Below are 22,139 nucleotides of genomic sequence, written 5' to 3'. Positions count from 1 at the left end.
CTAGCTGTAATATGGTGGACAAGAGAACAAGTCAGGCAACACGCAAAAAGCAGCAGCCGATTACCGAGAAAACCGCCCTTAGCGTAGACATGTGGCGTTTTTATCTGATGTGGAGCGTGGTTTTACTGTGCTTTTTGGCTTTGGTGGGTCGTGCATTTTATGTACAGGTCATCAATAAGGACTTCTTGCAGAACAAGGCCAATGCCAATATTTTAAGAACTGAAAAAGTTAAGGCGATGCGTGGCGTGATCTATGACCGTCATGGCGTGCCCTTGGCGATTAGTACGCCGGTCATGAAAGTGGTGATTGATCCGCGCGACTATTTTGAAACCAAAAAACTGTTTGACGAGATTACTGCAGAACTGGCTAAAGATCCAAACAACCGCAAACTGAAACGCCAGTTACCCGATAAAAACCTCAATCTGGATGAACTTGCCGATGCGGTTGGTATTGATCGTGCAGAGTTGAAAAAGAAGATGAACGATAAACCTCGTTCACGTTATTTGGTCCTGCAAAAAGAAATTCCACCTCAGCAAGCTGAACTGATCGCCAAACGTGAGTTCCAGGGTGTTTATACCGAGAAAAACTATAAGCGTTACTATCCGCAGCCGCAGCCGAATGCCCAGATTATTGGTTTGACCAATAGTGAAGGAACCGGGATTGAAGGTCTGGAGATGCAGCTGAATAGTGCTTTGTCTGGTCATGATGGTGAACAGCAAATTGTGCGCGATAAAAAAGGCAACCGTTTTAAAGATCCTGAAATTATCAAAGAAGTTGAAGCCGGGGAAAACATCACCTTAAGTATCGATTCGCGTCTGCAATATATTCTGTACCGTGAATTGACCGCTGCCGGTGTGGCTAATAATGCACGTTCTGCCACTGCAATTGCTGTAGATGTCAAAACCGGTGAAATCCTGGCGATGACCAGCTGGCCATCTTATAACCCGAACGATAAAAAAAGTTTAACCAATAAAGATGCCATGCGTAACCGCGGTGCAGTCGATTCATTCGAACCGGGTTCTACCATGAAGCCGCTGACAGTGGCGATGGCGCTGGAAAGTGGCAAATATACCGCGAACTCTATCGTCAATACATCGCCGGGTAGTATGCGTATTGGCAACCATACCATCCGCGATACCCATAACTATGGTGTACTGACTTTGGGTGGCATTATCCAGAAATCTTCCAACGTGGGTGTGGCAAAAATTGCTTTGTCACTGCCTTATGCAACCTTGCCTACCTTCTATAAGCGTGTAGGCATGGGGCAACGTTCCGCAGTTAAATTCCCGGGTGAAAGTGCCGGTTTGATTTTACCGCCAAGCAAATGGAATGTATCGGAAGTGGGTACCATGGCCTATGGTTATGGTCTGAACGCGACCGTACTGCAAATTGCCGATGCCTATGCCATGATCGCCAATAAAGGTAGGAAAGTGCCTTTAAGTTTGTACAAACTGGAACAGCCGCCGAAGGGTGAGCAGATTGTCGATGCCAAAATTGCCGAACAGGTGCTGTTGATGATGGAAGCGGTGACCTTACCGGGTGGTACGGCACAGCAGGCTAATATTCCGGGTTATCGTGTGGCGGGTAAGACCGGGACAGCACATAAATTGCGTGCAGACCGTAAAGGCTATTCAGACTCGGAATACCGTGCGCTGTTTGCCGGTATGGCACCTGTCAGTGATCCGCGCTTGGCCATGGTCATTGTGGTGGAAAATCCGAAGGGGCAATATTACGGTGGTTTGGTGGCCGCACCTGTGTTTGCACGGGTGATGCAAGAATCATTACGTTTGATGAACGTGCCTTTAGATAAACCTTTAGATACTCCCAAAATCCAGTAACAGGTGATGAATGTCGATTACATTTCAAGATCTCTACAGTACTGACAAAACCGCTGGATGGATGAGCAAGCCATTCGGTGGCTTTAGTTTAGATAGTCGTAAAGTTGAAGCAGGGCAAATTTTTATTGCCCTGACTAGTTTTTCTCAGCCTGAAAAAACGCTGCAATTTGCCCAATCGGCTTTGGCAGGTGGTGCCTTGGCGGTAGTGAGTGAAACGGAGTTAGGCTTGGAAAACAGTATTGTGGTGCCTACAGTTCGTCATTTGATGGGACAATGGCAAAAACAGTATTTGCAGGCCAGTCAGCCAGTGCAGGCGGCACAGATTATTGCAGTGACTGGAACCAACGGTAAAACCACCATCTCGCGTTTAATTGCTGAACTGTTGATGTTGCAAGGCAAGAAATGTGCCGTGATGGGAACCACCGGTAACGGTATTTTACCGAATCTGGAAGCCTCTTCGCATACCACGCTGGATGCTTTGCAGCTGCAAAATGCATTGCATGAATATGCTCAGCAGGGCGCTGAATTTGCTGCGATTGAAGCCAGCTCACACGGTCTGGAACAGGGCCGCTTGAATGGCTGCGATATCGAAATTGCGGCGTATAGCAACTTGAGCCGTGACCATCTGGATTATCACGGTACGCTTGAAGCCTATGCTGAAGCCAAGTCGCGATTATTCAAATTTTCCACTTTGAAAGTGGCGATTATCAACATTGATGATGAGCATGCGCATGTCATGATTGAGGCTGCACAATCAAATCCGGCCCAACCCAAAATTCTCACTTACTCAATCACTCAGAACGCTGACTATCAAGTTGAAAATATTCAATATAGCTTAAGCGGTGCATGCTTTAAACTGTGCACGGCACAGGGTAAATTTGAAGTGCATAGCCCATTGCTCGGTCATTTTAATATCGAAAATATTGTCGCAAGTCTGATTGCTGCAGAGCAGGCAGGCTTTAAGCTGGCGGATTTGATTGCAGTTGCACCGAAGCTGCAAGGTGCACCGGGCCGTATGCAGGTGATCCGTGACGGCGAGCGTCTGTTTGTTGTGGATTATGCCCATACTCCAGATGCCCTGATTCAGGTGCTGACCACTTTAAAACGCCATGTATCGAAAAATTTATGGGCAGTATTTGGCTGTGGTGGCGACCGTGACCGTGGCAAGCGTCCGCTGATGACCCAGGCTGCCTTGGATCATGCCGATGTCGCACTGATCACTTCAGACAATCCGCGCACCGAAAATCCAGAGCAGATTTTTGCCGACATGAAAGCGGGAATCGATTTTTCAGCACATACAGTGCATGAAATTCATGACCGCCGTGAAGCGATTAAATTTGCAGTGAAACAGGCTCAGGCCGGTGACATTGTGGTCATTGCCGGCAAGGGGCATGAAAACTATCAGGAAATTGATGGCGTACGTCATTGGTTTGATGATGTGGTAGAAGTGCGATCCGCGATCGACGCACAACATCACACCCCAGATTCAGCTTATCCTGCGCAATAGGAAACCATCATGCATACATCGACTACCAGTACAGTACCTTTAGAGTCGTGGACAGCCGCACAACTGGCTGAAGCCAGCCAAGGTTACTGGTTGAATGAGAAAGTGCCTCAAGGCGAAATCAAACGAATTTTGACCGATTCACGTTTCGCAGAAAAAGGGGATGCTTTTCTTGCCCTGCAAGGTGAGCGTTTTGATGCGCATGACTTTGTTGCTCAAGTGGCAGGCAATGGCTGTGAAATTGCGATTGTCAGCCATCCGGTAGATGCAGATATCTGTCAGCTTGTGGTGGCAGATACACGTTTAGCCCTTGGTCATTTAGGCGCATATCGTCGTGCGCAGAACTCACAATTGAAAGTGATTGCGCTGACCGGTAGCAGTGGTAAAACTACCACCAAGGAAATGCTGGGCAGTATTTTATCGCGTCTGGCACCAACCTTAATTACCCGCGGTAACCTGAATAACGATTTGGGTGTGCCAATGATGTTGCTCGAGCTGCGTGCCGAACATCAGTTTGCGGTCATGGAACTTGGCGCGAGCCATCAGGGGGAGATTGATTACACTTCAAATCTGGTGCAACCGCATGTCGCCGGGATTATCAACATTGGTACGGCACATTTGGGTGAATTTGGCGGACGCGATGGTATCTGTCGTGCCAAATCGGAAATTTATGCGCATATTGCCAAAACAGGGACTTCGATCGTTCCGGCGGCTGACGATTTTGCCGAATCCATTCGTCAGGCAGTACAGACTGAAAAAGTCTTGAGTTTCGGACAGGGTGGGGATGTGTTCGCCACTGACATTGAATTGCATCCACAATCTTCCGGTTTTACTTTAAATACCCCTCAAGGTGTACGTCAGATCAATTTGCCATTTGCCGGTGAACATAATGTTCAGAATGCCACTGCTGCGACAGCTTTTGCTCTCGCGATTGGTGTTGCGCTGGACGATATTGTGATTGGTCTGGAACAAGCGACGGGTGCTAAAGGTCGTTTGAACTTTATCCATACTGAAAAGCATCTGTTTATTGATGATACTTACAATGCCAATCCGACTTCCATGCGTGCAGCGGCAGAAGTGCTTGCTCAGCAGGAAGGTGTCAAGGTGATGGTGATTGGCGATATTGGTGAATTGGGTGCAAGTGCAGCCCAGCAACACTATATGCTGGGCCGTGACCTGGTTTCGGTACAGGGCGTTCACTTCGTGGTTGCCGTGGGTGAATTTGCGCCGGCCACACAAGAAGGCGCGCGCAGTACCCAGTATGGCAAAAAATTGCAGGCCTTTTTGACTCAGGCACAAGCTCTTCCTTTCTTACTTGGTTTAATTGAAACACATCAACCTCAATCCATGAGTTTCCTGTTTAAAGGTTCTCGCTATACCCACATGGAAACATTGATGGCTGATTTGATGGAGAAAATTTAATGCTGTTATGGCTATTTGAACAACTGGCGGGCTATAACAGCTCGTTTCAGGTGGTTCGTTATTTAACACTACGTGCTTTGCTCAGTGTATTAACTGCATTGACTATTGGACTGGTTTTGGGTCCAGTGATGATCCGTAAGCTACAAGCACTCAAATATGGCCAAGCAGTCAGTTCGTTTGCTCCTGAAGGTCATGCCAAAAAAATGGGTACACCGACCATGGGCGGGATTTTGATCCTACTCTCGATTGGGATATCAACTTTGCTTTGGGCCGATTTATCTAATCCTTATGTCTGGATTGTGCTTGGGGTGATGGTGATCTTTGGTGCCGTAGGTTGGGCAGATGACTGGATTAAAGTCCGTTATAAAGACAATGCCGGCTTGCCTGCACGGAAAAAATTCTTCTGGACTTCAGTCGGATCATTAGGCGCCGGTATTGCGCTGTATGTAATTGCTACTCAGCAGGCCAATCCTATACATACCGCGAATATGCTGGATTTATTAATTCCGTTCTTTAAAAATCTGTCTATTCCATTCTCGGTTATTCCTTTGGGAATTGGTTTTATTATCTTTACTTATTTGGTGATTAACGGTGCCTCCAATGCGGTCAACCTGACCGATGGTCTGGATGGTCTGGCAATTATGCCAATCGTTCTGGTTGCAGCAGGTTTGGGCGTGTTTGCCTACCTTGCAGGGGATGTTCGTTTTGCCAATTATCTACACATGCCTTATGTGAAATATTCCTCTGAATTGGTGGTGATCTGTGCTGCCATGATTGGTGCGGGCTTGGCCTTCCTTTGGTATAACGCCCATCCTGCCCAAGTGTTCATGGGTGATGTCGGTGCCTTATCCTTAGGTGCGATGCTGGGTACCATTGCAGTCATGGTTCGTCAGGAAATCGTATTTGCGATTATGGGTGGGGTTTTTGTGGTAGAAGCCATTTCGGTGTTCCTGCAGATCGGCTCGCTACGTATGCGCAACAAGCGGGTTTTCCTGATGGCGCCGCTGCATCATCATTACGAGAAAAAAGGCTGGCGTGAAACCCAGGTGGTGATTCGTTTCTGGATTATCACAATTATGCTGGTAGTTTTAGGCTTAATGACCTTAAAATTGCGTTAAGCAAATATTCGAAAGAGCCGGCATTTGCTCCCACATCTGCCGGCTTTTTTATCGCCTGATTTCAGGCACTGGAGAAAAATATGAATCTGCTGATGTGTCCTGTCTGTCATGAAGCATTGAAACTGACCGAAAAAACATGGCACTGTGTGAATAACCACAGTTATGACGTGGCAAAACAAGGCTATGTGAACCTGCATGTGGTGCAGCATAAGCACAGTAAAAATCCGGGTGATACGCCTGAATCGGTACAGGCGCGTCGTGCATTTTTAAGTGCAGGTTTTTATGCGCCTTTACAACAGGCAGTGGTTGAAAAAATTCGCGATTTACGCATTGAAAATCTGCTGGATATCGGTTGTGGTGAAGGTTATTACACCAATGCCATGCAGGCGGAAGTGCTGCAATGTGTGGGGGTGGATATTGCGAAAAATGCAGTTCAGGTTGCAGCCAAGCTGAATAAAAATGTGACCTGGGTGGTTGGAACAGGTGCAACATTACCTGTTTTAGATGCATCGATCGACTTGTGTACCAGCTTGTTTAGCCCCATTCCAAAACAGGAAATATTGCGTGTACTTAAGCCGCATGCCTATTTGATGGTGGTCACGCCTGCAACAGAGCATTTATATGCCATGCGCGAGGCGCTTTTTGAAGAAGTGAACCCGCATGAACCGCATAAGTTTGTAGCTCAATTGGAAGATGTATTTGAGCTGGTGGAGGAGAGCATCGTGGAAGCGCCCTTTATTTTGCAACAGGAAGATTTAAAGCATCTGATTGCCATGACGCCTTATGCCTATAAAGCCAAGCCAGAACGTCGTCAGGCATTAGAACAACTAAAACAATTTGAGTTAAAAGCCCAATTCCAGATTTATTTATTCAAAAAGAAATAGATTGAGTAAATAATAAAAAAGCCCTCAACTGAGGGCTTTTTTAATGCTATTCAAATACATCAATCAGATTATCCAGTGCATCCGGTTTGTTGTTTTGTTTTTGCATGTTTGGAGCGGTGGCATTATTCGGAACCAGGATTTCCTCTCCAGGAAGATCATCAAAGTCACTTTCTGGTGCCCGTGCTGGAGCAACAGGTGCCGGACGATACAATGGACGAGCCAATGGGGGAGATGAACGATCTGTCGGTTCACCTACAATAATTGTCTGGTTGTGGTTGGTGGGTGCTTTGGCATTTTTGTCAAAATGAACCCAAGCTGCTGGCGTGCCTTTTAAGGCATTGCCCATAAAGTTGGTCCAGATCGGCAAGGCGGCAACACCACCATACTCACGGCGACCCAAGGTGGTAGGCTGGTCAAAACCGACCCAGGCAACCGTCACCAGTTTGCCATTAAAACCGGCAAACCAGGCATCTTTGGCATCATTGGTGGTTCCGGTTTTACCACCAAGGTCATCACGGCCAATTCTTAGTGCGGCACGTCCGGTACCATGCTGAATCACATCACGTAGAATATTGGCCATGTCATATGCAGAGCTTGATTTCAAGACACGCTGTGCCTGACGATACTGGCTTTTTGCTTCATCCAGTTCAAGTTTGGCCAGTTCTTTTTCTTCTGCTAAGGTCTGATTGGTGACGTTAATTACTTCATCATCAGGTGTCACCGGTTCTGCAGATTCAGTTTCTTCATCAGTTTGGTTGATGCAGGAAATACATGCATAGTCTGGGTTACTTTGATAAATCACTTTGCCATAAGCATCTTCAATACGGTCAATAAAGTGCGGCTGAATACGGTAACCGCCATTGGCGAAGGTGGCATAGCCTGTGGCCATTTGAATCGGAAGAACTTGTGGTGTACCTAAAGCAATGGTGTAATTTCGAGGGATCTGATTTTCATGCAAACCGAAATCCATCAGTAATTGTCGGGTACGCTCAATGCCGACTGTTTGCAGCAGGCGAACCGACACTGTATTTCGTGATAAATACAAGGCGCGACGTAATGGAATCATGCCAAGATAACGACCATCCGAGTTTTTCGGTGACCATTTTCCAATCGTGATCGGACTGTCATTGACCATGCTGTAGGGGGTCATACCACGCTCAAGTGCCAATGCATAAACAAAGGGCTTGATGGTAGAACCTGGCTGACGCCAACCTTGCAAGGCACGGTTAAATTTGGACTGGTAAAAATTATATCCACCGACAATGGCTTCAATTGCGCCGTTGTTGGGATTTAATGCAATGAGCTGACCTTGGGCTTTAGGAATTTGTACCAGTGCCCAAGAGGTTTTATTGTCATTCGGGCGTAATCGAATAATATCGTTTACTTTAACAATTTGGGAAGCTGTGCGTGGAGCAGGCCCTACGCTGTTGGCATTTCTGTAAGGAGAAGCCCAAGACATGCCCGACCACGGTACAGTCACGCTAGAGCCATCTTGCATCAATGCTTCAAAAGCATTTTTATCGACTTTAATCACCTTGGCAGGATAGGTATTTGCATACGCCATGAATTCGCTCAAGGGTTTGTCATGTGCTTCAGCACCTCTCCAGCCATGTCGGCGGTCATAGGCTTCGAGACCTTCTTGTACCGATTGTTCTGCGAAGGCCTGACGTTGGCTATTGATGGTGGTATAGACTTTATATCCAGAATCAATTGCTTGTTCACCAAACTTTTCCATCAATTCTGAACGTACCATTTCGCCCACATAGGGAAATTTATTATTGATGCCACGTTCAGGCATATCGAGGTTAATCGGTTCGGCAATAGCCTGTTTATACTGAGCCTGATTGATATAACCTAGCTGTAGCATACGACCCAGAATCCAGTTGCGACGTTCCAGGGCGCGGGTAGGATTGACCACAGGATTGTATTTTGAGGGTGCTTTGGGCAGCCCTGCAATCATGGCCATTTGAGCAATACTGAGCTGATCCAGATTTTTGTTGTAGTAAATTTTTGCAGCTGCAGCAATGCCGTAGGCATTTTTACCCAAGAAAATTTTATTCACATATAAGGTGAGAATTTCTTCCTTGGTCAGGTTCTGTTCAATTTTACGTGCTAAGAAAATTTCAGTCAGTTTACGTTTTAGGGTGCGCTCTGGTGTCAAATAATAATTTTTGGCTACCTGCATAGTGATAGTAGAACCACCGGTTTGTACATTGGAACCGGTAATGGTTTCACTGACCGCACGTCCTAAACCTTTGAAACTAATACCGCTATGTTCAAAGAAGGATGAATCCTCAGCAGCAAGAAAGGCCGAAATAAAGGGTTTTGGAATCTGTTTGTATTCCACAGGAACGGATAATTTTCCGCCATACTCAGCAATAAGCTCATTATCGACACTATATACTTGTAAGGGTTTTAATAACGGCGCCTTTTTTAAGGTGGTCATTTTAGGTAGGGATGGGGCAATATAGAGATACATGCCATAAAATCCCATCGGAATTGAGACCAAAACTATAATTATGATCAAAAAAAATGGATGAACATGGCCCGAACGTGATAGCTTTTTCATAACAAGTAAGTTTTAATAAGAGCTAATGGCAAACTAATTAGCGGTCAGTATAGCCTTTACACATGCAGATTGTTAGATGAGTTATTGTATCTGTATAAAATTATAGACCAACACTGATTAGTAGGTTACTTTTATTGGGGATAAAAAAATAATAGGAATTATATTGTGCTCAGGTTATATCGTAAGCCGAATAAGGGGTTAGTAGGAGTAGATATTAGTTCTACTTCTGTTAAATTGTTGGAACTTTCTGTTAAGAGCGGTAACAGGTACTGGGTTGAGAGCTATGCGCTGGTTCCCTTACCTGAAGGTAGTGTTGTTGAAAAAAATATTTTAAATCCAGAAGCAGTCGGAGATGCACTAGAGCGAGCCCTTAATCTTGCCAATACGCAATCTACAGCTGCAGCCCTTGCCATCCCAACTTCACTGGTGATTACCAAAACCATTGAAATGGATGCAGATATGACGGATGACGAACGTGAAGTTCAGATCCGTATGGATGCAGAGCAATACATTCCGTTTCCTCTGGATGAAGCCAGTCTGGATTTTGAAGTATTGCCGGATCGTTTGGCTAATCCGAATCGGGTCAATGTGCTGTTAGTAGCAACGCGTCTTGAGAATGTAGAGGCTCGTGCTGAAGTACTGGAGCTGGCTAATCTGACGCCAAAAACGGCAGATGTTGAAAGTTTTGCTATAGAAAATGCCTATAAAGTATTTTCCGATACTTTGCCTATGGGCGTGAATACGGTCGGTATTTTAGATATTGGTCATACCATGACCACCTTATCTGTGATGCAAAATAATAAAGTGATTTATACGCGGGAGCAGGTGTTTGGTGGTAAGCAGCTGACTCAAGAAATTCAAAATCGTTATGGTTTGTCTTTTGAAGAAGCTGGTCGTGCCAAGAAAAGTCGTTCATTACCGGATGACTATGATGTAGAGGTTTTAGAACCCTTCTTGGAAGCCGTGGTTCAACAAGCGGCAAGATCATTGCAATTCTTCTTCTCATCTTCACAATTTAATGAGATTGACCATATTTTATTGGCTGGGGGAAATGCCAATATTCCAGGGCTCGCGAAATTACTACAACAAAAATTGGGTTATCGCGTGACTATTGCCAACCCATTCTTGCAAATGGGGTTTTCTCCACAAATTGATATTAAAAAAATAGAAAACGATGCTTCCTCTCTCATGGTGGCATGTGGTTTGGCATTGAGGAGTTTTGATTAATGGCAAGAATTAACCTGCTCCCTTGGCGTGATGAGCTAAGAGAGAGACGAAAAAAAGAATTTATAGCAATTTGTATTGGGGCTGCTGTAATCGGGGCTTTGGCTGTGGCATTGTCATGGTTTTACTATGACCATAAACTCGAAGATCAAGAACAGGCAAATCAACTTATTACCAGCACAAACCAGAATCTGGATGTGCAATTAAAATCCTTGGAAGGTTTAGAAGCGCAGCGTAATGCAATTATTGAACGAATGAAGCTAATCCAGGGTTTACAGGGACAGCGTCCAATTGCAGTGCGTCTGATTGATGAATTGGTACGGGTAACGCCAAGTAATTTGTATATTACTAAATTTGTGCGTTCCGGCGATAAATTTACTATCGAGGGGAAGGCGGAAAGCCCAAATACTGTTGCAGAGTTTTTGCGTAATTTGGAGTCATCTGCCTGGTATCGCAACGCTTTTATGAATTCTTTTTTAGCAGTTGAAGAGCAAAAAGATAAAGCACCGAGTTCAGTCGTTCCGCGTGTTGAAGAAGGTTATGGTTCATTTGTGGTGACTGCTGACTTAGATGAAATCGCACAACCTGCTGCAGCAGAAGCACAACAACAAGCACAATCCGATACAGCTAATTCAACCGTGGAGGCAGCAAAATGAGTCTCGATGAACTAGATGAATTAAATCCAAATGAAGCTGTGGTCACTAAAAAGAAGATGACGCTGGATAAGTTCCTTCAGCAGTTCAACACCTTGGATATGAATAACTATGGCAGTTGGCCATTGTCCGTCAAAATCACCTGCTGGATTGCGATTGTGTTGGCGATCGGTATTCTGGGTTATTTTTTAACAATTAAAGGCAAATTGGAAGATATTTCCAATGCTTCTGCTCAAGAGCAAAACTTGCTCAATGAATTTCGTGAAAAAGATTCCAAACTTCGTAACTTGCAGTTGTTACAAGCGCAGTTACAAGAAATGGAAGCGAATTTTAACCAGCAGCTGGAGCAATTGCCGAAGGAAACTGAAATTCCAGGTTTGGTTGAAGATATCAACGTGACTGGTGTAAATTCAGGCTTGAAATTCAAAAACATCCGTTTGGAAGGTGAAATAAAACAAGAGTTCTTTATTGAGCAACCTATTTCGATTGAGGCAACAGGTGACTATCACGCTTTTGGTTCTTTTGTGAGCGGAATTGCTGCACTGCCACGTATTGTGACTTTGCATGATTTTGAGATTACGGCATCGGAAAATAAAGAGAAAAAATCTGATATTCCTCAGGTAAATTATAACGTTAAAGCAAAAACATACCGTTATATTGGTGCTGCCGATGCTCAAGCGACAGAAACGCAAGCTGCAGATGCTAATTCAGCTGCTACGGCTGGGGGGACACAGTAATGAAAATACAAAAAATCTCTCTAAGTCTGATGCTAGGTGTGTTGCTGGTTGGTTGTGATTCGCGTATTGATGCTGTGAATGAGCAAATGGCTAGTATTCGCAATCAAGCCCCATTACCAATTGAGCCTGCACCAGTTTTTCCACCTGTACCGACATTTAATTATTCGGCACACCAGCTGAAAAGTCCTTTTTTACCGAGTTCTCTGGCTGCTGAATTGAAAATTATGTCGGGAAAACGGGTCTATCCTAATTTATCACGCCAACTGCAACCTTTAGAAAGTTATGCAATTGAATCCTTGAATATGAAAGGAAGTATGCGTAACCAGTCTGGACAGATCTTGGCATTGATTCAGACTCCGGATGGTGAAATAGAGCGGATACAGCGCGGCAGTTATATGGGGATGAATCATGGTCGTGTAATCAATATTACGCCGACGCAGATTGATCTGGTGGAAATTATTCCAGATGGGCGAGAAGGATACGTGGAACGTCCAAGAAGTCTGGTATTGCTTGGACCAGCGCCTTAAGTTTAAAAGGAATAAAAATGAATAATAGTTTTAAAGATTTTATATTTGGGGATGGCAATACAATGAACCATTTGTTTCGTCAATTTTCTATGGGTGCTGTTGCGATCGCGATCATGCAGGTTGCAAATGCACAAGTCAGTATTACCAATATTGTGCCGATGCAGATTGCAGGTCAAGGTACAGAAATCCGTGTGATGTTTAACGGTTTACCACCACAGCCGCAAGCTTATCAACTTGAGCAGCCGTCACGTTTAATTCTTGATTTTGATAAAGCACAACAAAATTTAAAGCAAAATAGTATTTCTGTTGCAACGAAAGAGGCAACTTCTGTCGATGTGAGTTCTGATGCGCAACGTTCACGTTTAACTGTGAACTTGGCTGATGCAGGTGCCTTTACTACACGTATCGAAGGTAATACCTTTATCTTAAAAATTAATTCTGCGACAGCGAATGCTTTTACATCGCAGCAAGTTGTTGCCCAAAAAACTACACAGGGTATTTCCAATATCGGTTTCCAGCGTGGCAGTCAGGGTGAAGGTCAAATCGTAGTCGATTTATTGGGGAGTAACACTCCGGTAGATGTACAACAGCAGGGCAGCAAAGTAGTGGTACGAACTTTGGGTAACAAAGTTCCTGCACATTTGGCACGTCGTTTAAATGTCAATGATTTTGCAACTCCAGTATCCACGGTTGATGCTACCAATGACGGTGGTAATGGCGTGATTACCATTCAGACCTCTGGTAGCTATGAATATATGGCTTATCAGACTGATAACAAATTGACTATCAGCTTAAAACGTCCAGAAGATAAGAATCCATTAAAACCTAAGGCGGCAAATGCTTATACAGGTAAAAAGATTTCTTTAGATTTCCAAGATATTGAAGTACGTCGTGTACTGCAATTACTGGCAGATTTTACCGGCATCAACATGGTGACTGCGGATAGCGTTCAGGGCAATATTACCCTGCGTTTAAAAGATGTCCCATGGGATCAGGCTCTTGATATTATTTTGAAAACCAAAAATCTGGATAAGCGCCGTAATGGCAATGTGATCTGGATTGCACCGGTATCAGAATTGATCAAGTCGGAAGAAGAAGAGGCTAAGGCTCTAGCTCAAAGTGTAAAATTGGCACCGATTCAAACTGAATATTTAAAACTAAGTTACGCTAAAGTCACTGATATTGAAAAATTGATTACTGACACGAAACAGTCGAATAATTCGGGTGGTAATGGAGGTGGTAGATCAAATGATAATTCAGTAGAGACATTATTAAGTCCACGTGGTTCAATTTCGGTGGATGCGCGTACCAATACCTTGATTATTAACGATACTGCTCAAAATATCGATAAAGTTCGAAAAATGGTCGATTTACTTGATATTCCTGTGAAACAGGTGATGGTGGAGGCACGTATTGTTCGTGCTTCAACAGAGTTTAGTAAAGAGATGGGCGTGAAGTGGGGTATTTTGTCGCAAGGGATAAACCAGAATAATGACCTGTTGGTCGGTGGTAGTGATACAACCTTATGGGATTTAAAAACACCTGATGATGACGGTAAATATACGATTCAACGTCCACAGAACTTAAATGTGGATTTAGGCGTAACCAGTCAAGGTGCAAGTCGAATTGCTTTTGGTCTCATCAGCTTGTCTGACTTTATGCTGGATTTAGAACTTTCAGCCCTGCAAGCAGATGGTTATGGCGAAGTTGTTTCTACCCCTAAAGTGTTAACAGCGGACAAACAGAAAGCTAAAGTTGCATCAGGTACACAGGTTCCTTATCAATCTGTAAGTGGAACGGGATCCAACGCAACTGCGAGTACTCAATTTAAAGATGTGTTACTAAGCTTAGATGTTACTCCAAGCATTACACCGGATGGTAAGGTTCAAATGAATCTTGATATTTCAAGTGATTCTATTGGATCGGTTGCGCCAAATGGTGAGCTGACTCTAAACAAAAATGAAATTAATACCAATGTATTGGTGGATAATGGTGAGACTGTGGTATTAGGTGGTATTTTTGAGCAAATAACACAAAATACACAAACCAAAGTACCATTCTTGGGCGATATTCCTTACGTAGGCCGTTTGTTCCGTAAAGATTTGAAATCGGATAACAAGCGAGAGCTATTGATTTTTGTTACACCACGAATTGTTAATGACAGTGTTTCAAGAAATCATTAATATATTTTGAATTTAGCAAAATAAATAGGTGACTCCTTGCCAAGCAATGAGTTTGAAACCCTGCCAAATGTCTATTTGGTAGGGCCAATGGGGGCTGGGAAAACAACTGTTGGTCGTCATTTAGCGGAACTGTTGGGGCGAGAGTTTCTTGATAGTGATCAGGAAATTGAGCGTAAAACAGGTGCGACAATTCCTTGGATCTTTGAAAAAGAAGGTGAAAAGGGATTTCGTAATCGTGAAACAATGGTGATTGATGAACTTACTGCTCGTTCACAGCTGGTTATTGCAACCGGTGGTGGGGCGGTGACCCAGTCACCTAATCGTGAATTCTTAAAACAACGTGGAATCGTTGTTTACCTTTATACTCCTGTCGAAATTCAATTACAGCGCACTTATCGGGATAAAAACCGTCCTTTACTGCAAGTTGAAAATCCTGAACAAAAGTTACGTGATTTATTGGCTATTCGTGATCCCTTATATCGTGAAATAGCAGATTATATTATTGAAACGAATCAGGGTGCTGCTCGTGATTTAGCGCAAAAAATCTTACATATGATTGTTTCTCAAGAAGCAAAGTTAGTCTAATTAACGGTTTTAATTTCATGCAAACTTTACATGTTGAACTCGGTGATCGTCGCTATCCTATCTTTATTGGCAGTGATTTAGATCCTCAATCATTACTTGAACCGTATATCCACGGAAAACAGGTGATGGTAGTGACCAATACCACGGTGGCGCCTTTATATCTGGAGCATTACCTCAGTGCGATTGAAGGTTTGGGTAAAACGGTTGCGACATGTATCTTGCCTGATGGTGAAAAGTATAAAAATATTGAACATTTAAATCTCATTTTTGATGCCTTGCTGGAAGCGGGTTTTAATCGGGATGCGACAGTACTGGCTTTGGGTGGTGGAGTTATTGGTGATATGGCAGGTTTTGCATCTGCATGTTTCCAGCGTGGCGTATATTTCATTCAGGTGCCGACGACGCTTTTGTCACAAGTCGATTCCAGTGTGGGCGGGAAAACCGGGATCAATCATCCACTCGGTAAAAACATGATCGGGGCTTTCCAGCAACCTCAAGTTGTGCTTGCCGATATGTCACAGCTTTCGACCTTGCCTGACCGCGAGTTATCTGCGGGCTTAGCAGAAGTGATCAAATATGCCTTATTGGGCGATCGTGATTTTTTAATCTGGCTTGAGCAAAATATGGATGGTCTGGTTGCACGAGATGCGAAATTACTGGCCGAAGCTGTATATCGTTCTTGTGCCCATAAAGCACGCATTGTCGCCAATGATGAAAAAGAACAAGGCGAACGTGCCTTGCTGAATTTAGGTCATACTTTTGGCCATGCAATCGAATCCTATTTGGGTTATGGAGTATGGCTGCATGGGGAAGCTGTGGCTACCGGTATGGTGATGGCGGCTGATTTATCACAACGTATGGGCTGGATTTCACTTGAAGATCTAGAACGTACAAAAAAAATCATTCAACGTGCTCATTTGCCAGTAAAATGCCCAGCTATTCCACTGGATGAATTTCTTGCCTATATGGCGCATGATAAAAAAGTGCTGAATGGTCAATTGCGTCTGGTGCTGATGAAGTCACTCGGACAGGCAATTATCAGCAAAGAATTTGATGTGGAATTGATGAAACAGGCGATTTTAGCGAATCAAGAAAAGGCATAATTCATGGCAACCCTCCGTACACAATGGCAACGTATCCAAAACTATATCTGGCTGGTGTGTGGGGTGGCGTGTTTGTTTGCAGCACTTGTTTTTTGGGCAATCACGGATAGCGATGCTTTAGTTGAAGTGGAAAAATCTGCGGAAACGGAGTCTGAGCTACAAATTCAACCCGAAAAAGTTGCTGCAACGAACTTGCTTGGTGCGCTACAGGATGAAGTTCGTCCTTTAGAAATGACTACACGTGTAGTGACTACTGGAAGTTATGAACCGGAATTTCGTGGTAGCAAGTTTATTAATGATAATAAGAACGCAAGCAGCATCGAATTGTTTCGTACAACCAAAGATGAGGTGATTCGCAGTTTTTTAAAAAAACAATCCACTCGCAAGAACTTTTTTTATATACGTTTGAGTGGTGAGGATCAGATTGAACAATATGTACTTCTTTATGGTATTTATCGAAATAAAGATGAAGCTCAACGTGTATTAGAGCAATTGCCGCTACAATTTCCAAAGTCTGTTCAGCCTAAAGTGCAGGATATTAAAAATTATGTCTCTTTAGTGAATGACATGGGTGCAGATGAAATGGGCACCAATCATAAGCTGTATGCGGTCAATCTGAAATCTGCGCCATTACCTAAAGTGGATGAAAGCTTATTGTCTTTACCAAAGCCTAAGCCAACTGTAGCTGAGACTGATGCTAAAAATGCAACCACCACAACAACAGTAACGCGACGTGATGAGCAGGGTAATGTGGTAGATGTTCAACAGTCACATTCGGGTATTGAGAATGCACCGAAACAAAGCGGAAACAAGATTCCGGAAAAAGAAATTAGTGACCCATTTAATTAAAAATATAGTTCTAAAATAGAGCAATTTGAGTTATAAAATTATTTATATGCACAAATATAGTGCGAAATATGTTTCTTGAAAATTACTCTAAAGTTAATGGAATTTTAATATTTCTATATTTAAAACATTTAGCACTTTAATTTTTGGTTTGGCATAATTTTTGCTTTATTGGTGCATGAATTGAGTTAATGTCCCTGTTTTGGCGCGAAAAGATTCAATGATTGTGCGAAATCGTCAAATATGCCTGCTTTAAAAGAGTGCGTGAACGAAGCAAAATATTTTTGCAATTAATTCATGTACAGAGATTAAAATCGGATTATCTTAAGCATGATGAAAAGATTTTGCTCAGCATTGATCTTAAAGTGAGTAAATTGGACTAAATCGCAAAGAAGATATTTGATTGTTAGATGCCCGCTTTATGGGCCATGTTGAAAAGAAGGGTACGCTATGCACATGCCATCGCCTAATACTGTAGCTCCCGCTCAAGGTTTATACCAACCGGATGAGTTTAAAGATAACTGTGGTTTCGGTCTAATCGCCCATATGCAGGGTGATGCTAGCCATGATCTCGTCAAGACCGCTATGCATAGTCTTAGCTGCATGACACACCGTGGTGGTATTGCCGCAGATGGTAAGACAGGGGATGGTTGTGGTCTGCTCTTGGCAATGCCGAAGAAATTCTTCCGTGAAGAAGCAAAAAAATTAAGTGATATCACTTTAAGCGAAATTTTTGCTGTCGGTACCGTATTTTTAAATGTAGACCCAGCAATTGCTGCACATTCTAAACAAGTGTTGGCCAAAGAAATTGAATCTGAAGGTCTTAAAGTTCTCGCTTGGCGTGTTATTCCAACCAATAACGATGCGCTTGGTGAAATTGCAATGCAGTCTTTACCTGCATTCGAACAGATTATTGTCAATTGCCCGATGGGTGTGACTGAGGTCGAGTTTAACCGTAAATTGTTCTTGGCACGTCGTCGTGCAGAACAACAGTTAACCAATGATCCATCATTCTATGTGACTACTTTGTGTTCTACAGTGATTAGCTATAAAGGCTTGATGATGCCTGAAGCGATTGCTGACTTTTACACAGACTTGGCAGATGAACGTCTGGAATCTCATATTGTGGTGTTCCACCAACGTTTCTCGACCAACACTTTACCGCGTTGGCCTTTAGCACAGCCGTTCCGTTATCTGGCGCATAATGGTGAAATTAATACCATTACTGCAAACCGTAACTGGGCAATGGCCCGTACACCAAAATTCGAAAACCCGCTATTACCTGGCTTAACCGATCTTAACCCGATTGTAAACCGTACCGGTTCAGACTCTTCAAGCCTGGATAACATGCTTGAGATTCTTGTCGGTGGTGGCATGGATCTGTTCCGTGCACTTCGTATGCTGGTTCCACCGGCTTGGCAAAACGTTGAAACTTTAGATGCTGACCTACGTGCATTTTATGAATTCAACTCTAAACACATGGAAGCCTGGGATGGTCCGGCTGGCTTGGTAATTCAGGATGGTCGTCATGCGATCTGTATGCTGGATCGTAATGGCTTGCGTCCAGCACGTTGGGTGATTACTAAAAATGGTTACATCACGCTTGCATCAGAAATTGGTGTTTGGGGTTATCAGCCTGAAGATGTAATTTCTAAAGGTCGTGTTGGCCCGGGTCAAATTCTGGTTATCGATACTTTCACTGGCAAAATGCTTGACACTAAAGATGTCAGCAACCATTTGAAAAAAATGCGTCCTTACCGTGAATGGTTACGTGAAAATTCCGTACGCGTTCAAGGTAGTCCAGAACTGGAAGAATATTTATGTGATCAAGGCTTAAAAGGCGATGAGCTAAAAGCTTCACAAAAAATGTTTATGGTGACCTTTGAGGAGCGTGACCAGTTGCTTCGTCCAATCGCAGAAAGCGGTCAGGAAGCTGTGGGTTCAATGGGTGATGATACTCCAATGGCGGTATTGTCTCGCCAGGTGCGCCATGTATCAGATTACTTCCGTCAACAGTTTGCACAGGTAACCAATCCGCCAATCGACCCATTACGCGAATCGATTGTAATGTCATTGGAAACTTGCCTGGGTCGCGAACAAAACGTATTCGAGCAAAGCCCTGAACATGCAGACCGTTTGATCATCTCCAGCCCAGTGCTTTCAAATTCGAAAATGCATCAAATCCGTACCCTTGGTCGTAAAGGTTACGAAATTGCAGATATCGACTTGAACTATGCTGAAGATGAAGGTTTAGAAGCTGCAATTGCACGCATCTGTATCGAGGCTGCTCAAGCCATTCGCGATGGCAAAACTTTACTTGTACTTTCGGATAAGAAAATCCGTCAAGGTTTCTTGCCTGCCAATGCACTCATGGCAACAGGTGCGGTACATCACCATTTGATCAGTGTTGGTCTGCGTACAGATGCCAATATTATCGTTGAAACTGGTTTGGCACGTGATCCGCATCAATTTGCAGTGATCTTGGGCTTTGGTGCAACTGCGATTTATCCTTACCTGGCTTATGACGTCATCAATGACTTGATCGCGAAAGGTGAACTGCTGGGTGATCCAATCCATGCACAGGCGAACTTCCGTAAAGGGATTGAGAAAGGCTTATTAAAAGTACTTTCAAAAATGGGTATCTCGACTGTTGCTTCTTACCGTGGTGGTCAGCTATTTGAAGCAGTGGGTCTGTCAACTGAAGTGGTTGATAAATGCTTCACCGGTGTACCAAGCCGTATTAAAGGCGCAACTTTTGCCGACCTTGAAAATGATCTGAAAAAACTGGCGTCATTGGCGTGGAAATCACGTAAGCCAATCGATCAGGGCGGTATGCTCAAATTCGTATTCGACAAGGAATACCACGCCTTTAACCCGGACGTGATCAATGCACTGCATAAATCGGTTCGTTCAGGTCAATATGCTGACTTTAAAGAATATGCGGAACTGGTGAATAACCGTCCGGTGGCCACGATTCGTGACTTATTGAAATTGAAAACAGATAATTCAATTGCACTGGATCAAGTTGAATCGGTTGAAGATATTCTGCCACGTTTCGACTCTGCTGGGATGTCTTTGGGTGCGTTGTCTCCTGAAGCGCATGAAGCCATTGCCATTGCTATGAACACCATTGGTGGTCGTTCAAACTCTGGTGAGGGCGGTGAAGATCCAGCGCGTTATGGCACCATCCGTAACTCGAAAATCAAACAGATTGCATCTGGTCGTTTTGGTGTAACACCTGCGTACCTGACTTCTGCTGAAGTATTGCAAATTAAAGTTGCACAGGGTGCAAAACCGGGTGAAGGTGGTCAGTTACCAGGTGGTAAAGTAAACGGCTTAATCGCACGTTTACGTTATTCAGTTCCAGGTGTAACCCTCATTTCTCCACCTCCGCATCACGACATTTACTCAATTGAAGATTTATCACAATTGATTTTTGACTTGAAACAGGTCAATCCTCAAGCGATGGTGTCTGTGAAACTGGTATCTGAACCGGGTGTAGGAACCATTGCTGCCGGTGTAGCAAAAGCATATGCTGACTTCATTACCATTTCTGGTTATGACGGTGGTACAGCTGCTTCTCCATTGTCTTCAATTCACCATGCCGGTTCGCCTTGGGAACTGGGTTTAAGTGAGGCGCATCAAGCCCTTCGTGTGAATGACTTGCGTGGCAAAGTCCGTGTACAAACCGATGGTGGTTTGAAAACTGGTCTGGATGTAGTGAAAGCTGCGATTTTGGGTGCAGAAAGCTTTGGTTTCGGTTCAACGCCAATGATCGCATTGGGTTGTAAATACCTGCGTATCTGCCACTTAAACAACTGTGCAACCGGTGTTGCGACTCAACAGGATCATTTACGTCAGGAACACTATATTGGTGAACCTGAAATGCTGATCAACTTCTTCCATTTCATTGCGGAAGAAACCCGTGAATGGTTGGCAGCGCTAGGTGTTGCAAGCTTGAAAGACTTGATTGGCCGTACTGACCTGCTTGAAATGTTGCCAGGTGAAACGGATAAACATGCTCACTTGGACTTGAGTGCATTGCTTGAGTCACATCCGTCAGCTGAAGGTAAGGCGCAATATTGCCAAGTTGAAGGTAATGCGCCGTTCGACAAAGGTATTTTGGCTGAGAAGATGGTGGCAGAAATGTTGCCAGCGATTGAAGCGGGTATCAGCGGGGAATATAGCTTCACGATTGGTAACTGTGACCGTTCGATTGGTGCGCGTATTTCAGGTGAAATTGCACGTCGCTATGGCAACCTCAGTATGGAATCACATCCTGTTAAAGTAAATCTAACCGGTACTGCAGGTCAGTCTTTAGGTGTATGGAACGCCGGTGGTTTACATATTAAACTTGAAGGTGATGCCAACGATTACGTCGGTAAAGGTATGGCGGGCGGTCGCGTGTCCATCTTCCCACCGAAAGGTTCGCCGTTCCAAACTCAGGAAACAGCGATCATTGGTAATACCTGCCTATACGGCGCGACTGGCGGTAAACTGTTTGCTGCAGGTACAGCCGGTGAGCGTTTCGCAGTACGTAACTCGGGTGCGTTTGCTGTCATTGAAGGCGCGGGCGATCACTGCTGTGAATACATGACTGGCGGTATTGTGACTGTACTGGGTAAAGTAGGTCATAACTTCGGTGCAGGTATGACGGGCGGTTTTGCTTATGTACTTGATCTGGATAACGACTTCGTTGACCATTACAACCACGAGCTGATCGAGTTAAACCGTATTTCTACAGAGGCGATGGAAGAACATCAAGAATTCTTGCTTCGTATCTTGGATGAGCATATTGCTGAGACAGGTAGTGCGTGGGCGTACAAGATCCGCAATGAGTTTGATTATTACAGCCGTAAATTCTGGCTTGTAAAACCAAAAGCTGCTAATTTGCAAACGCTTTTGAAAACGACCAAAGCTGATCCACAATAATTCCACTACTTGCA

At 44.0% G+C, this 22,139-nt stretch carries 15 protein-coding genes; 14 read left to right on the top strand and 1 reads right to left on the bottom strand.

From position 1 onward, the window contains the following. Nucleotides 1–11: 11 nt before the first annotated feature. From ftsI to B9T26_RS04800, 5 genes are all read left to right on the top strand, one after another. On the top strand, nt 12–1,838 hold the full coding sequence (gene ftsI, locus B9T26_RS04820; protein ID WP_086198628.1) for a penicillin-binding protein PBP3: 1,827 nt from the start codon (nt 12–14) through the stop codon (nt 1,836–1,838). 10 nt (nt 1,839–1,848) lie between these two features. Next, nucleotides 1,849–3,345: a UDP-N-acetylmuramoyl-L-alanyl-D-glutamate--2,6-diaminopimelate ligase gene (locus B9T26_RS04815; protein WP_086198627.1), complete on the top strand. Its 1,497-nt coding sequence runs from the start codon at nt 1,849–1,851 to the stop codon at nt 3,343–3,345. 9 nt (nt 3,346–3,354) lie between these two features. After that, nucleotides 3,355–4,764 (top strand): UDP-N-acetylmuramoyl-tripeptide--D-alanyl-D-alanine ligase, encoded by a 1,410-nt coding sequence (locus B9T26_RS04810; RefSeq protein WP_086198626.1) that lies wholly within the window; start codon nt 3,355–3,357, stop codon nt 4,762–4,764. Continuing rightward, a complete protein-coding gene (gene mraY / locus B9T26_RS04805) occupies nt 4,764–5,882 on the top strand; it encodes a phospho-N-acetylmuramoyl-pentapeptide-transferase (protein WP_086198625.1) in 1,119 nt (372 codons plus the stop codon). Before B9T26_RS04810 ends, mraY begins: the two co-directional genes overlap by 1 nt. Before the next feature lie 80 nt (nt 5,883–5,962). After that, nucleotides 5,963–6,766, top strand: coding sequence for a putative RNA methyltransferase (locus B9T26_RS04800; protein ID WP_086198624.1), 804 nt, complete (start codon nt 5,963–5,965; stop codon nt 6,764–6,766). 46 nt (nt 6,767–6,812) lie between these two features. On the opposite strand, the gene ponA is transcribed toward B9T26_RS04800, so the two are convergent. Further along, nucleotides 6,813–9,335, bottom strand: coding sequence for a penicillin-binding protein PBP1a (gene ponA / locus B9T26_RS04795; RefSeq protein WP_086198623.1), 2,523 nt, complete (start codon nt 9,333–9,335; stop codon nt 6,813–6,815). Between the two features lie 165 nt (nt 9,336–9,500). Between ponA and B9T26_RS04790 the strand changes: the two genes are divergently transcribed. From B9T26_RS04790 to gltB, 9 genes are all read left to right on the top strand, one after another. Beyond that, a complete protein-coding gene (locus B9T26_RS04790) occupies nt 9,501–10,562 on the top strand; it encodes a pilus assembly protein PilM (protein WP_086198622.1) in 1,062 nt (353 codons plus the stop codon). Next, complete coding sequence (locus B9T26_RS04785) at nt 10,562–11,215, top strand: PilN domain-containing protein (RefSeq protein ID WP_086198621.1); 654 nt, start codon at nt 10,562–10,564, stop codon at nt 11,213–11,215. Before B9T26_RS04790 ends, B9T26_RS04785 begins: the two co-directional genes overlap by 1 nt. Next, on the top strand, nt 11,212–11,949 hold the full coding sequence (locus B9T26_RS04780; protein WP_086198620.1) for a type 4a pilus biogenesis protein PilO: 738 nt from the start codon (nt 11,212–11,214) through the stop codon (nt 11,947–11,949). The genes B9T26_RS04785 and B9T26_RS04780 overlap by 4 nt, the downstream gene beginning before the upstream one ends. Then, nucleotides 11,949–12,476, top strand: coding sequence for a pilus assembly protein PilP (locus B9T26_RS04775; protein WP_086198619.1), 528 nt, complete (start codon nt 11,949–11,951; stop codon nt 12,474–12,476). Before B9T26_RS04780 ends, B9T26_RS04775 begins: the two co-directional genes overlap by 1 nt. A gap of 62 nt (nt 12,477–12,538) precedes the next feature. Continuing rightward, a complete protein-coding gene (pilQ, locus tag B9T26_RS04770) occupies nt 12,539–14,659 on the top strand; it encodes a type IV pilus secretin PilQ family protein (RefSeq protein ID WP_171262936.1) in 2,121 nt (706 codons plus the stop codon). A gap of 36 nt (nt 14,660–14,695) precedes the next feature. Further along, on the top strand, nt 14,696–15,244 hold the full coding sequence (aroK, locus tag B9T26_RS04765; protein WP_086198617.1) for a shikimate kinase AroK: 549 nt from the start codon (nt 14,696–14,698) through the stop codon (nt 15,242–15,244). Nucleotides 15,245–15,261: 17 nt separating this feature from the next. After that, on the top strand, nt 15,262–16,347 hold the full coding sequence (gene aroB / locus B9T26_RS04760; protein ID WP_086198616.1) for a 3-dehydroquinate synthase: 1,086 nt from the start codon (nt 15,262–15,264) through the stop codon (nt 16,345–16,347). Nucleotides 16,348–16,350: 3 nt separating this feature from the next. Then, nucleotides 16,351–17,196 carry a hypothetical protein gene (locus B9T26_RS04755; RefSeq protein WP_086198615.1) on the top strand — a complete coding sequence of 282 codons (846 nt, stop codon included), beginning with the start codon at nt 16,351–16,353 and terminating at the stop codon, nt 17,194–17,196. Between the two features lie 453 nt (nt 17,197–17,649). Further along, complete coding sequence (gene gltB / locus B9T26_RS04750) at nt 17,650–22,125, top strand: glutamate synthase large subunit (protein WP_086198656.1); 4,476 nt, start codon at nt 17,650–17,652, stop codon at nt 22,123–22,125. Nucleotides 22,126–22,139: the final 14 nt, after the last annotated feature.

The sequence above is a fragment of the Acinetobacter sp. ANC 4169 genome (genome assembly GCF_002135355.1).
In the GTDB taxonomy this organism is placed as follows: domain Bacteria; phylum Pseudomonadota; class Gammaproteobacteria; order Pseudomonadales; family Moraxellaceae; genus Acinetobacter.
The sequence above is the reverse complement of the archived record's forward strand: the minus strand, read 5'-3'. Positions and strand labels throughout refer to the sequence as shown.

Coding starts and splice junctions, on each gene's coding strand:
- gltB (WP_086198656.1), top strand. CDS start 17,650: ATGCCATCGCCTAATACTGTAGCTCCCGCTCAAGGTTTATACCAACCG.
- B9T26_RS04815 (WP_086198627.1), top strand. CDS start 1,849: ATGTCGATTACATTTCAAGATCTCTACAGTACTGACAAAACCGCTGGA.
- B9T26_RS04785 (WP_086198621.1), top strand. CDS start 10,562: ATGGCAAGAATTAACCTGCTCCCTTGGCGTGATGAGCTAAGAGAGAGA.
- B9T26_RS04800 (WP_086198624.1), top strand. CDS start 5,963: ATGAATCTGCTGATGTGTCCTGTCTGTCATGAAGCATTGAAACTGACC.
- B9T26_RS04775 (WP_086198619.1), top strand. CDS start 11,949: ATGAAAATACAAAAAATCTCTCTAAGTCTGATGCTAGGTGTGTTGCTG.
- B9T26_RS04755 (WP_086198615.1), top strand. CDS start 16,351: ATGGCAACCCTCCGTACACAATGGCAACGTATCCAAAACTATATCTGG.
- mraY (WP_086198625.1), top strand. CDS start 4,764: ATGCTGTTATGGCTATTTGAACAACTGGCGGGCTATAACAGCTCGTTT.
- ftsI (WP_086198628.1), top strand. CDS start 12: ATGGTGGACAAGAGAACAAGTCAGGCAACACGCAAAAAGCAGCAGCCG.
- pilQ (WP_171262936.1), top strand. CDS start 12,539: ATGAACCATTTGTTTCGTCAATTTTCTATGGGTGCTGTTGCGATCGCG.
- B9T26_RS04780 (WP_086198620.1), top strand. CDS start 11,212: ATGAGTCTCGATGAACTAGATGAATTAAATCCAAATGAAGCTGTGGTC.
- ponA (WP_086198623.1), bottom strand. CDS start 9,335: ATGAAAAAGCTATCACGTTCGGGCCATGTTCATCCATTTTTTTTGATC.
- B9T26_RS04810 (WP_086198626.1), top strand. CDS start 3,355: ATGCATACATCGACTACCAGTACAGTACCTTTAGAGTCGTGGACAGCC.
- aroB (WP_086198616.1), top strand. CDS start 15,262: ATGCAAACTTTACATGTTGAACTCGGTGATCGTCGCTATCCTATCTTT.